11 protein-coding genes are annotated in these 12063 nt (G+C 73.6%); 3 read left to right on the plus strand and 8 right to left on the minus strand.

Annotated features, from left to right (window positions below):
* Positions 1-4: 4 nt before the first annotated feature.
* Genes MCHT01_RS05120 through MCHT01_RS05155 form a run of 8 tightly spaced genes read right to left on the minus strand, consistent with a single transcriptional unit; the run spans position 5 to position 7919 of the window.
* Entirely contained in the window at positions 5-1042 is a 1038-nt protein-coding gene (locus MCHT01_RS05120) for a glycosyltransferase family 2 protein (protein ID WP_067063262.1), read from the minus strand.
* On the minus strand, positions 1039-2232 hold the full coding sequence (locus tag MCHT01_RS05125) for a GNAT family N-acetyltransferase (RefSeq protein ID WP_148661396.1): 1194 nt from the start codon (positions 2230-2232) through the stop codon (positions 1039-1041). The genes MCHT01_RS05120 and MCHT01_RS05125 overlap by 4 nt, the downstream gene beginning before the upstream one ends.
* Positions 2229-3518 carry a glycosyltransferase gene (locus tag MCHT01_RS05130; RefSeq protein ID WP_067063265.1) on the minus strand — a complete coding sequence of 430 codons (1290 nt, stop codon included), beginning with the start codon at positions 3516-3518 and terminating at the stop codon, positions 2229-2231. Before MCHT01_RS05130 ends, MCHT01_RS05125 begins: the two co-directional genes overlap by 4 nt.
* Positions 3519-3534: 16 nt before the next feature.
* On the minus strand, positions 3535-4785 hold the full coding sequence (locus MCHT01_RS05135; protein WP_067063267.1) for a DegT/DnrJ/EryC1/StrS family aminotransferase: 1251 nt from the start codon (positions 4783-4785) through the stop codon (positions 3535-3537).
* Positions 4782-5579 (minus strand): hypothetical protein, encoded by a 798-nt coding sequence (locus tag MCHT01_RS05140; RefSeq protein ID WP_067063270.1) that lies wholly within the window; start codon positions 5577-5579, stop codon positions 4782-4784. The genes MCHT01_RS05135 and MCHT01_RS05140 overlap by 4 nt, the downstream gene beginning before the upstream one ends.
* Before the next feature lie 14 nt (positions 5580-5593).
* Positions 5594-6616 (minus strand): hydrolase 1, exosortase A system-associated, encoded by a 1023-nt coding sequence (locus MCHT01_RS05145; RefSeq protein WP_218017861.1) that lies wholly within the window; start codon positions 6614-6616, stop codon positions 5594-5596.
* Complete coding sequence (locus MCHT01_RS05150; RefSeq protein ID WP_067063273.1) at positions 6613-7629, minus strand: alpha/beta hydrolase family protein; 1017 nt, start codon at positions 7627-7629, stop codon at positions 6613-6615. The genes MCHT01_RS05145 and MCHT01_RS05150 overlap by 4 nt, the downstream gene beginning before the upstream one ends.
* A 38-nt stretch (positions 7630-7667) precedes the next feature.
* Entirely contained in the window at positions 7668-7919 is a 252-nt protein-coding gene (locus MCHT01_RS05155) for an acyl carrier protein (RefSeq protein WP_067063276.1), read from the minus strand.
* 144 nt (positions 7920-8063) lie between these two features.
* Here MCHT01_RS05155 and MCHT01_RS05160 point away from each other — a divergent pair, with 144 nt between their 5' ends.
* Genes MCHT01_RS05160 through MCHT01_RS05170 form a run of 3 tightly spaced genes read left to right on the plus strand, consistent with a single transcriptional unit; the run spans position 8064 to position 12012 of the window.
* Positions 8064-9692, plus strand: coding sequence for an acyl-CoA ligase (AMP-forming), exosortase A system-associated (locus MCHT01_RS05160; RefSeq protein ID WP_067063278.1), 1629 nt, complete (start codon positions 8064-8066; stop codon positions 9690-9692).
* Positions 9693-9721: 29 nt separating this feature from the next.
* Positions 9722-10975 (plus strand): pyridoxal-dependent decarboxylase, exosortase A system-associated, encoded by a 1254-nt coding sequence (locus tag MCHT01_RS05165; RefSeq protein ID WP_067063280.1) that lies wholly within the window; start codon positions 9722-9724, stop codon positions 10973-10975.
* Entirely contained in the window at positions 10972-12012 is a 1041-nt protein-coding gene (locus tag MCHT01_RS05170) for an acyltransferase family protein (protein WP_067063281.1), read from the plus strand. Before MCHT01_RS05165 ends, MCHT01_RS05170 begins: the two co-directional genes overlap by 4 nt.
* Positions 12013-12063: the final 51 nt, after the last annotated feature.

Genomic DNA, 12063 nt, shown 5'->3' on the forward strand with positions numbered 1-12063 from the left:
ATCCTCATGCGGGCGCGCCGCCCGAGCGGCGCAACAGCTTCTCGCCCAGCACCCGGAAGGGCACGGCCGCGGCGAAGAGCAGGAAGGTCGGGTCGAAGCGCAGGATGTCCCGCACCAGCTTGAAGTTGATCGCCTTGCCGTGCCGCACGCGGTGCAGCAGGTCCCGCACCACGTCCTGCTGCAGGTTGCGGATGGTGCGCAGGTTGTTGCGGCGCTGGGTGTCCGTCATCGTGTAGAAGCGCGGCAGCGAGGTCCACACGAACAGCTCGTTGCGCAGCCGGTTCAGCGAGCGCTCCGTGCCCCAGCCCGCGCCCTGGTAGATGTTGATGCCCTCGCCGTTGTTGCAGTCCACCGCGGTGGAGAAGCAGAAGGTGGCGCCGCCGTTGCCCAGGTCCATCCAGAAGAAGAAGTCCTGGCCGTTGAAGAACTCCTCGCGGAAGCGCAGCGCGGGGAAGCGGTCGAAGCGGTAGACCACGGTGGAGGTCTGGATCACGCCGCCGCCGTCGCTGGTGATGTGCTCCAGCGGCGAGACGCCCAGGTCGTAGCCGGCCGGCGCCGCGCAGACCTGCGTGTGCGGCTTGTCCAGCGTGCCGATGCGCTCGAAGTTGGTCTGGTCCGGGTAGTTGAAGGACCACCAGTCGGCGAAGTAGCCGTCGAAGCGCTCGCCCATCACCGCCAGCGCGTTGGCCAGGTGGTCGGGCCGCCAGTCGTCGTCCGAGTCCAGGAAGGCGACGAACGTCGTGCCCGGCGGCACCAGGTCCAGCGCCTTGTTGCGCGCCGAGCCGGCGCCGCCGTTGGGCTTGCGCTGCACGGTCAGCTGCTCGCGCGGGAACTCGGGGTGGGCGTCGACCTCGGACTGCGCGCTGATGGGCGACTCGTCGTCGACGACGATCACGTGGATGCGGTCGGCGATGGTCTGCGCGAAGGCCGAGGCCAGCGCCTTGGCCAGCAGGCCGCTCTGGCGCTGGAAATGCGGGATGACGACGGCGATCAGCGGCGCGGTGCCGGTGGCCGCGCGGGGGGCCGGGGCGGTGGGATTCATCGGGAAGCTCCTTGGACTTCGGCCCGGGCGCCAGGCGTGGCGGTGACGGGCGTGGCACCGGCGGCCGCGTCGGCGGCGCCCGGTGTCGGACCCGCCGGGGCGGCGGGCAGGGCGGAGGCATCGGCGGCGGCGGGCGCCTCGGCCGGGGTCTCGTCGGCCGGCGCGCCGCGCAGCAGGCGCTTGAGCGCCGGCAGCCAGCCCCAGCGGTACAGGGTCGCGTGGTAGATGGGCCGGCGCGTGTCGGTCCAGCGGGTGTGCCACTCCATGACCTTCCCGTAGAACTCGATGCGGCGCAGCGGGCCGCCCGCGGCGGCCGCGTCGAACAGCTGCTGGAACTGCAGCTGGCGCATGAGCGTCGACGGCGAGACGGCCTTGTGGGCCTCGTCGTAGGCGGTCTTGAGGATGACCAGCGTCGCGCCGGACTCGATGCACAGGTCCATGGACACGACGACGTCGTCGAAGCGATAGGTGTAGATCCGGGCCCGGCCCTTGCTCGCGAAGTGCTCCAGCATCGCCAGGTAGAACTCGTACTGCGGATGGCCGGGCGCGATGGCCGTGCCTTCCTGGCCTTTCCAGCCGCTGGCCTCCAGCCGGCCGTAGTCGGCCAGTGCCGGGGCCACGTCCTCGGGCCGCGTCAGGCAGTCCATGCGGGTGACGGTGCCGGCGGTGTCCAGCTTCTTCTGCTGCTTGCGCAGGTTCTGGCGCAGGTTCTTGCCGCGCGCCTCCCAGTAGAGGTCGAACTCGCCCTCGAGGTCCACCCAGGCCGTGTCGATGTAGTCCTGACCGCGCCAGCGCGGGCTGTCCGCGTCGCGCGGATGGAAGCGGCTGTCGATCTGCGTCAGGCCCAGGCCCAGCGTCGGGAAGGGCAGCGCGCGCAGCAGGCTGGCCGCCAGCGGCGCCAGCGCCGCGCCCGGCGCGCTGAGCCAGGCGCCCAGCGGCAGCTGCGAAGGCTGGAAGGTGGTCCATTGGCCGTTGCCGCCCTTGACGACGATGGCGGCGGCGTCCGGCGCGCGCGGGTCGCCGTGCAGCGCCAGCCGCTCCGCGCCGGTGCCGAACACGCGCAGCAGCGGCAGGAGGAAGCCGCTCTCCAGGAAGGGCAGGCCGGCGACGCGCGCCTGCAGGGCATCCCACGCGGCGGCATGGGGCGCGAAGGCGTCGGCATCGGGCAGGGGGTGGAGCGTCCAGGTCATGGGCGGGCTTCGGCGGTGGGCAGGGGGGACGCGCAGGCCTCGTCGAGCAGGCGCGCCAGCTCGGCAGCGCGCGACTCGCGCGCGGCGGCGGTGACGGCGGCCGGCGCGGGCAGCGGTGCGCGGGCGTTCAGGAGGTCGTCCAGGAAGCGGCGCAGCACGGCGTCGACGCCGGCGCCGTCCTCCAGCGCGGCCTGGTGCGGCAGGCCGGCGCGGCGCATCAGCTGCGCGGTGTCGCCGGCCGGATCGGCCAGGGTCAGCACCGGGCGGCGGGCGCGCAGGTACTCGTAGGCCTTGGCGGGAATCTGGTCGTTGCAGTCGGCGGACTGCAGCAGCAGCAGTCCGTCGGCGCGCAGCATCTCGGTCAGCGCCTGGGCATAGGGCAGCGGCGGGGCGATCTCGACCAGGTCCTCGATCCCGTGCGTGACCGCCAGCGCGCGCACGAAGTCGTCGTGCGCGGTCGCGCGCAGCCGCAGCCTCAGTCGGGCGGCGTCGACGCAGCCCTCGGCCTTCGCGGCGGCCAGCGCCTCGAACAGCCGCGCCGGGCTGCGCCAGTCGGGATAGACGACGCCGCTGTGCAGCAGCACCAGGGGTCGGGTCTTGCCCGCGGTCACCGCGTCGACGGGACCGGCGGCGCGCGAGGCGTGCTCGGCCTGCTGGAAGGCGGCCTCGGCGTAGCCGTTCTCGATCACGCGGATGCGGTCGGCGGCGGCCGGGAAGCGGGCCGCGTAGAGCCGCGCCGCGCCCGGCGTGGTGAAGCTGAAGCGCGCGGCCTGCGCGAAGACCTTGCGCTCGACGGCGGCGAAGCTGCGCCACAGCACCGGGTCGGAGGGGTAGCCGTCGTGCGCCATCGGGTCGCGGAAATCGGCCACCCAGGGCAGGCCGCTCAGGCGCGACAGCCAGTAGCCGATCAGGTGCGCCGTCGGGATGGGATAGGTGCTCCAGATCGCGTCGGGACGGGTCTCGCGGATCAGCTTCAGGCCGGCGGGCACGGCGCCCAGCAGCCAGCTGTGCCAGCGGTCCGGCCGAGCGAGGAAGCCCGGATAGCGGCCGGCGATGGCCAGGTGGCGCGCCGCGTCCAGCGCGAAGGCGCGCCGCACCGGCAGGTCCGCGGGGATCTCGGCCATCAGGTCCTCGCCCGTCTGCGGGTGCACGCGCGGATGCGCGGTCAGCACGCTCGGCGACCAGCCCAGCGACGGCAGCTGCTGCGCGAAGCGCAGGGCGCGCTGCACGCCGCTGGTCCCCGCCATCGGCGGGAACTGGAAGGAGACCATGAGGACGCGCTTCATGTCCGGGCTCGGGCGCTCAGCCGGGGGTGACCGCCGCGGCGGCGATGTCGGTCGGGACCGACGGGGCGGCGGGGCCGACGAACAGGCGCTTGACCTCGGCCACGATGCGGCGCAGGTCCTCGTCGGTCAGGTCCTGGTGGCAGGCCAGCTGCAGCACGTGGTGCGACCAGGCCTTGCCCACGTCGCCCGGCAGCGCGGGCACGCCGGGCCACAGGCGGTCCCAGCGCGAGACCGGGACGCCCAGGCGGCGCATCTCGGCGTAGCCCGGATCCGGCGTGCGCACCCACAGCGGAAAGACGTAGGGCGCGCAGTCCGCCGGCAGCGCGGGCAGCAGGGCATGCACGCCGTCGCAGCCGGCGAAGGCCTCGGTGAAGAAGGTGTAGTTGCGGCGGCGCGCCTCGACGATGCGCCGGCGCGGCACGCGGGTGGAGATCCAGCCGCTGGCGCGGGTGAGCGCGCGGTGCGACAGCGGCAGGTCGATCAGCGCCATGTTGGCGTCGATCTCCTGGTCCTCGTCCAGATCCCCATGGCGGCTGGGCACCGGCGGGGCGGCGGGGCGCTCGCCGCGCAGCAGCGCGCGCAGGCCGCTCTTGAGCGCGAAGGCGCCGCGGATCAGCCCGTTCAGGCCGGGCAGGCGGTCGTGGGCCGCGCCCATGTGCAGGATGTCGGAGGCGGCCTTGACCTGGTCGATGCGCGAGACCGGGCTCAGGTCCGGCAGCCGCAGGTCGGCGCGGTTGAGCGCCAGCACGCCGCCCTCGGGCGTGGGGAAGAACTTGGTCAGGCTGGCGATGGAGACGTCGCCCCAGGAGCCGATGGCGCGCGCGCCGGCGCGGCCGAACATCGCGTGGGCGCAGTCCTCGATCAGCGCGATGCCGCGCGCGTCGCACCAGGCGCGCACCGTGTCCATCGGCTGGGGCAGGCCGAAGTAGTGCGGCACCAGCAGCGCGCGGGTGCGCGCCGGCACGTGCGCGGTCAGCCAGTCCAGGCGCGGCGCGCCGTGCTCGTCGATGGGATAGAAGACCGCCTCGGCGCCCAGCGTCATGACGGGCGAGACCATGGTCGGGCAGTGGTAGCTGGGCAGCAGCACCACGTCCTCGGGGCCGACGGCTAGGCACTCCAGCGCCAGCAGGATGGCCGCGCGGCCGCTGGTGGTCAGGACCTGGCGCGGATGGGCGAGCAGCGTCGGCACCGGCGCCTCGAGCGGGCCGGAAAAGGTGTTCCAGCCGACGACCGGGAGTCGCGGCGCGGGCAGGGGCGAGGCGCTCATGGCTTGACGGGCGCCGAGGCCGGCGCGGCGGGGGCCGATGCCGCGGGGGCGGCGGACGCGGCGCCCGACGGGGCCGACGCGGCCTCGCCGGCCTGCAGCGCCTGCACGGCCTGCTCGTCGGCGTCGCCCCAGCGCTTGAGCGCGACCAGGCGCTGCTTGAGCTCGGAATGGACCATGCCGGCGCCGTAGCTGCGGCGGGCGGCCTCGACGGCGAAGTCGACGTCGCCCAGGTCCAGCGCCACCATGCCCAGGTTGTAGACGGTGTAGGGGTTGGTCGGCGCGAGCTGGCGGATGGCGTCGAACTGCTTGCGCGCGGCCTCGGGCGCGTTGTGATCCTTCAGGTAGATCACGTACAGCATGCGCGCCACGATGTCGTCGGGGCGCCAGCGGATCGCGCGCTCGAAGTAGCAGGCCGGCGTGTAGCGGGCGTTGGGCGCGACGGCGGCCTTGTAGCGGTCGGCCAGGCGCGCCATCGCCAGCAAGGCGCGATGGTGGTTGGGGAAGACGCGCAGCGTGTAGTCGAACTCGCCGCCGGGGACGCCGGCGGCGCAGCGGATCATCGCCTCGCAGGCCTCCAGGAAGTGGGTGTCCTCGACCAGCGAGATCGGGGTGCCGGCGCGCTCGCGGCCGCGCAGGTCCTTGTAGTCGCGGTAGTCGAAGGGGCCGTAGGGGTTCTCGAGCGGGCCGCAATGGTCCTGCGCGTGCGCGATCACGGCGCCCAGCGCGCAGGAGGCGATCAGCGCCACGCGCGCGGCGCGTGCCGCGCGGTCGGTGAGGCGTCGGAGAAGGGTCATCGTGCGGGGCTCCATCAGGCCGGCAGGGCGTCACGGACGAAGTCGGCGGTGAGCCGCTCCACCCGGGCGCGCCATGCGGCGGTCGAGAAGGTGTGATCCGCCTCGGCGAGGTCGGCACGGCGCAGTCCGGGGCGCGACAGCAGCGCTTGCCAGGCCGGGCCGCCGTCGCGGCAGCGGTCCAGGAACTCCTGGGCGACGACGTCGTCGCCCGACAGGATCAGCAGCACCGGGCCGGCGAAGCCGCGCAGGCCGTCGGCCATCTGCTCGCTGTAGTGGCGGGTGTCGCGGGCGCCGCGCGCGGCGCCGTCGCCCGTGGCGCCGGAGGCCGCGGCCGGGGCGCGCGCCAGCGCCAGCTTGCCCAGCAGCTCGCGCACCGCGGACAGGCCGACGCGGCCGCTCAGCAGCTTGCGCCAGAAGGCCGGCTGACGCAGCCGGTCCAGGTAGTAGTGCTTGACCTGGGCGCGCGCCAGGCTGGTCTCGGTGCGGACCCAGGGATTGGCCAGGCACAGGCCGGCGACGCGCGGATCGCGGCGGCGATGCGCGTACAGCAGCGCCGCGGAGGCGGCATCGCACAGCCCCCAGATCACGACGCGGCGCAGCCGGGGCCGCGCGCCTTGCCAGGCGTCGATCGCGGCGCCGATGTCGGCGTCGACATCGGCGAAGTCGCGCATCGCGCCTTCGGCGTCGCCCATGCCGCGGTAGTCCAGGCGCAGGCACGGGGTCCCGGAGGCGGCCAGCGCGCGTGCCAGCAGCGTGAACTGGCGGTGGGCGCCGACGCGGTACTGCGGTCCGCCGACGATCAGCAGCACCCCGGTCTCGGCGGTGGCCTCGTCGCCCGCGGCCGCGGCGGGCTCGCTCAGCAGCGCGACCAGCGCATCACCCTCGCAGTCGAAGCCGAGCACGCTGTCGCGGTGCGACAGCGGCGCGGCGACCGTCGCCGGCGGCTGGCCGGGCTTGGCCATGGCCAGGTCGGTCGCGGTGTCGGCCGCGGCATCGCCGGCGATGCCGCTCGTGCTCATGCGGGCGCCGGTGCTCATGCCGCGTGGCCCTCCGTGCGAGGCGCCGAGGCGACGGCGTCGCCGCCATCGTCGGCAGCGGCCGGGGCGATCTCGAAGTCATCCCCGGCGGTCAGCGCGGCGAGGCTGGCCTCGATCAGGCGCGGGGCTTCCTCGATCTCGGTGGCGGCCCAGAAGGACGGACCCTGGCTGACGGCCGCGCGCACCCGCGCGCCCTGAGCCCGCCATGCCGACACCGCCATCTCGGCGGCCGGTGTCAGGCGGGCGTCCTCGCGCGGGGACAGCTCCATCCAGGCGAGGCGCGCGACGCGCGGCGACGGCTTGAGCTGGGCGGCCTCCAGGCCTTCGGCCAGCGCGGGCGACAGCGCGTAGCCGGCGATCTCGACGGACTCGCCGCGGGCGAGCTGGTCGCGCATCGCCTGCATCGCGCCCTTGGCCTGGCCGCCGATCAGGTCGGCGGCCACGCGCAGCCGCATGAACTGCTGCAGCTGGACCTTGCCGGCGGTGACGGGCTGCCAGAGCAGCAGATTCAGGGGACGGGCGAGGGCGGGGGCGTCGCCGAAGGCGGCCGGCGCCAGCAGCGCGCCGGCGCGCAGGCCCCAGAGCCACAGCGGCGGCGGGAGGCGGTCCCCCCGGTCGCCGCCCGGGTCGCCCGTGGCCCCGCCGATGGCTTGAGCGCGCTGATCCAGCCAGGCCACGCCCAGGCGGACGTCTTCCTGCCAGGCGGCCCAGCTCGCGTCGCCGAAGTCGCCACTGCTGTCGCCGCAGCCCAGCAGATCCATCGTCAGGACCTCGAAGCCGGCGGCGGCGAAGGCGCGGGCGCCCAGCGCGATCATCCGGCGCGACTTGTTCATCTCCTCGCCGAAGGGCGGGAGCAGCAGGATCTGGCCGCGCGCGACCGCGCCGCCGGCCTCGCCGGACGGGGTGTCGGGTGAACCCGGACGGACCGCCGGCGCCGATCGCGCCGGATAGTGGGCGCACAGGCGTTGGCCGCGCGCGCCGGCATCGAGGAAGAAGACGGTGCTCGCGGCCATGGGGGGATGCGGCGCGGCGGACGCGGACGGCGTGCCGCTCAGGCGGCCAGCTTGCCGTTGAGGAAGTCCAGCAGCGATCCGACGGTGGCGAAGGTGGCGCCGTCGATCTCGTCGTCCTCGACGACGATGCCGAACTGTTCCTCCAGGGCGGTGATCAGGCTGACCACGGCCATGGAGTCCAGCTCCGGGATCGCGCCCAGCAGCGCGGTGTCGGCGTCGAAATCCTTGGCGCGGCCCTCGAGGCTGAGGACGTCGTCGAGGATGGCGAGCAGGTGTTGTTGGGTGTTCATGATCGGGGCGGATCTTAACTGTGGCCCCCTCGGGGAACCCCGGGTGGCGCCCCCCATTCCAAGGGGATCCCGCGCCCTTCGTGAGGTACTGCCGCCGGGGCCCGTGAGATACTTTTTTTCCTCACCGCCACGAGCGACCGCACAGTGACCCGCACCGCGACCGAATCCACCGCCCGCCCGGCCGTCGACGCCCATCTGCTCCCGCACCTGATCTGGCACGCCGCCGACCGCGATCCGGCCGCGCCCGCGCTGCGGGACGGCGCCCGCGCGATGGACTACGAGGCCCTGGCGGACCAGGTCCGGGCCCTGGCCAACGGCCTGCTGGCGCTGGGCCTGGGCCGCGCCGAGCGCGTGGGCATCTACCTGGACAAGCGGCTGGAGACGGTGGTCGCCAGCTTCGCCGCCCCGGCCGCGGGCGGGGTCTTCGTCCCGGTGAACCCCATCCTCAAGCCGGAGCAGGTCGGCTTCATCGTGCGCGACTGCGACGTGCGGGTGCTGATCACCTCGCGCGACCGGCTCGCCACGCTGCGGCCGGTGCTGGCCGAATGCCCCTCGGTGCGGCACGTGGTGATCGTCGATCCGGCCGCCGACGCGACGCCCGACGGCTGGCACCGCTACAGCGACCTGCTGGACGCCCCGGCCCGGGCCGCCCACCGCGTGATCGACACCGACATGGTGTCCATCCTGTACACCTCCGGCTCGACCGGCCGGCCCAAGGGCGTGGTGCTGTCGCACCGCAACATGGTGGCGGGGGCCAGGAGCGTCGCCAGCTACCTGGGCAACCGGCCCGACGACCGGCTGCTGGCGGCGCTGCCGCTGTCCTTCGACGCCGGCTTCAGCCAGCTGACGACGGCCTTCCACGCCGGCGCCTCGGTGACGCTGCTCAACTACCTGATGCCGCGCGACGTGCTCAAGGCGCTGGAACGCGACCGCATCACCGGCCTGACCGCGGTCCCGCCGCTCTACATCCAGTTGGCCCAGCTGGAATGGCCCGCGGCGATCGACGCGAATCTGCGCTACTTCGCCAACACGGGCGGACGCATGCCGCGCGAGACCCTGAACCTGCTGCGCCAGCGCGCGCCCTCGGCGGCCCCCTTCCTGATGTACGGCCTGACCGAGGCCTTCCGCTCGACCTATCTGCCCCCCGAGGAGGTCGACCGCCGGCCGGACTCGATCGGCAAGGCGATTCCCAACGCCGAGATCCTGGTGCTGCGCGAGGACGGCACGCCCTGCGCGCCGGACGAGCCCGGCGAGCTGGTGCACCGCGGCGCCCTGGTCGGCATGGGGTACTGGAACGACGCCGAGAAGACGGCCGAGCGCTACAAGCTGCTCCCCGTGGGCGCCGCCGGTCGCGAGGCCGGCCTGCAGCTGCCGGAGTACGCGGTGTTCTCGGGCGACAACGTGCGCCAGGACGCGGAAGGCTTCCTGTACTTCATCGGGCGGCGCGACGAGATGATCAAGACCTCGGGCTACCGGGTCAGCCCGACCGAGGTCGAGGAGATCCTGTATGCGACGCAGCTGGTGGGCGAGTGCGTCGCCTTCGGCGTCGACCACGAGACGCTGGGCCAGTCCATCCAGGTGATCGCCACGCCGCCGGCGGGCGCGGCCGCGCTGGACACGGCCGCGCTGCTTGCCGCCTGCCGCGCGCGCATGCCCGCCTACATGGTGCCGGCCGGCTTCGCCGAGAAGGCCGGCCCGCTGCCGCGCAACCCGAACGGCAAGATCGACCGCAAGCTGCTCAGCACCGAGTGGATCGCGCAGTCGGGCGCCTGAGCCCGCTTCAACCGGAACACCACGACACGATGAACGCTCCCGTCAAGGCCCCGCCGCGGCACGCGCCCATGGACCAGTTCGAGGTCCGCGACGGCGTGCTGCAGATCGGCGGCCAGCCGCTGACCCGCCTGGCGGATCGCGTCGGCCGCACGCCGTTCTACGCCTGCGACCGCGCGCTGCTGACGCGCCGTGTCGAGGAACTGCGCGCCGCGCTGCCCGCGAAGCTGGAACTGCACTTCGCCATGAAGGCCAACCCGATGCCGGCGCTGGTGGCGCACATGGCGCGACTGGTCGACGGCATCGACGTGGCTTCGGGCGGCGAGCTGCAGGTGGCGCTGGACGGCGGCGCCGATCCGCGCGAGATCAGCTTCGCCGGGCCCGGCAAGAGCGCGCTGGAATTGCGCCAGGCGCTGGCCGCCGGCATCCTGATCAACGTCGAGTCCTTCCGCGAGATCGCGCTGCTGCGCGAGCTCTGCCGCGAGACCGGCTACGCCGCCCGCGTCGCGGTGCGCGTGAACCCGGACTTCGAGCTGAAGTCCTCGGGCATGAAGATGGGCGGCGGCCCCAAGCAGTTCGGCGTCGACGCCGAGCAGGTGCCCGAGCTGCTGGCCCGCATCGGCGAGGCCGCGGCCGACGGCGTCGGCTTCGAGGGCTTCCACCTCTTCGCCGGCTCGCAGAACCTCAAGCCCGAGGCCATCGTCGAGGCGCAGCTCAAGAGCTTCGAGCTGGCGCTGCGGCTGGCGCAGGACGCGCCGGCCCCCGTGAAGGTGCTGAACCTGGGCGGCGGCTTCGGCATCCCGTACTTCCCGGGCGAGCAGCGCCTGGACCTGGGCCCGATCGCGGCGAACCTGGCCGCGCTGGTCGAACGCGCCGCGGTCGAGCTGCCGCAGGCCAGGCTGGTGGTCGAGCTGGGCCGCTACCTGGTCGGCGAGGCCGGCGTCTACGTCTGCCGCGTGGTGGACCGCAAGGTCTCGCGCGGCCAGGTCTACCTGGTCACGGACGGGGGACTGCATCACCACCTGGCGGCCTCGGGCAACTTCGGCCAAGTCATCCGCAAGAACTACCCGGTGGCCGTCGGCAACCGGATGGACGGCGCGGTCGAGGACGGCGTGTCCGTCGTGGGGCCGCTGTGCACGCCGCTGGACCTGCTGGGCGAGCGCATGCCGCTGTCGCGCGCCGAGCCCGGCGATCTGGTGGTCGTGTTCCAGTCGGGCGCCTACGGCGTGACCGCCAGCCCGCAGAACTTCCTGAGCCACCCCGCGGCGGCCGAGGTCCTGGTGTGAGTTCCACGCCGCGGCTCGCGCAACTCGATGCGCTCCGCGGCATCGCGGCGCTGGCCGTGGTGCTCTTCCACTACACGACGCGCTTCGACGAGGTCTTCGGCCACGCGCGCGATCCGCTGGTCGCGGTGCCGTACGGTTACCTCGGGGTCAACCTGTTCTTCATGATCAGCGGCTTCGTGATCTTCATGACGCTGGAGCGCACCTCGCGCCCCCTGGACTTCGTGGTGTCGCGCTTCAGCCGGCTCTATCCCGCCTACTGGGGCGCGCTGCTGCTGACCTTCGGCCTGACCCACCTGATCGGGCTGCCCGGCAAGACCGTCGGGCTGGACGTGCTGGCGGTCAACGTGACCATGATCCAGGGCTTCTTCGGCGTGCCGCACGTCGACAACGTCTACTGGACGCTGGAGGTGGAGCTGCTCTTCTACTTCTGGGCGCTGCTGAGCCATCGCCTGGGCGGCGCCTCGGGACTCCGCAGCTTCCTGTTCGGCTGCCTGGCGCTGCGGCTGGTCTACGCCGGGGCGCTGGCGCTGTTCCAGGTCGACCTGCCCTGGGTGGGCCAGCGCTGGCTGTTGCTGCCCTACATCTGCTGGTTCGCGCTGGGCGTGGCCATCTACCGGCTGAGCCGCGGCGAGCGTGGGCAGGCCGCCGATCGCGCCGACCTGACCCTGGCCGCCGGCGCGCTGCTCGTGATGGCGCTGGCCGACGGCCCGGGCTGGGCGGTGCTGGGCGCGGTCTTCTTCGCGGTGCTGTTCGGCGCCGCGCGCGGCCGCTGGACCTGGTTGGAGCATCCCGCGCTGATCTGGCTGGGCGGGGTGTCGTACACGCTCTACCTGGTCCACGAGAACATCGGCTGGGCGATGCTGCGCCGTTTCGAGCAGTGGGGCGTGGAGGTGCACGTCGCGATCCTGCTCACGCTGATCGGCGCGAGCCTGCTGGCCCAGCTGCTGACGGCCTTCGTCGAGCGTCCGGCGATGCGCTGGATCCGCGACCGCTATCGCGCGGGGCGACCGGCGAAGCCCGTCCCCGCCAACGGCTGAGCGTCGAACCCGCGACGGGTCGACAATGCGCGCCGGCGTCCGCGAGGCCGG

The sequence above is a fragment of the Mitsuaria chitosanitabida ATCC BAA-476 = NBRC 102408 genome (assembly GCF_001598255.1).
Taxonomy (GTDB): Bacteria; Pseudomonadota; Gammaproteobacteria; order Burkholderiales; family Burkholderiaceae_C; genus Roseateles; species Roseateles chitosanitabidus.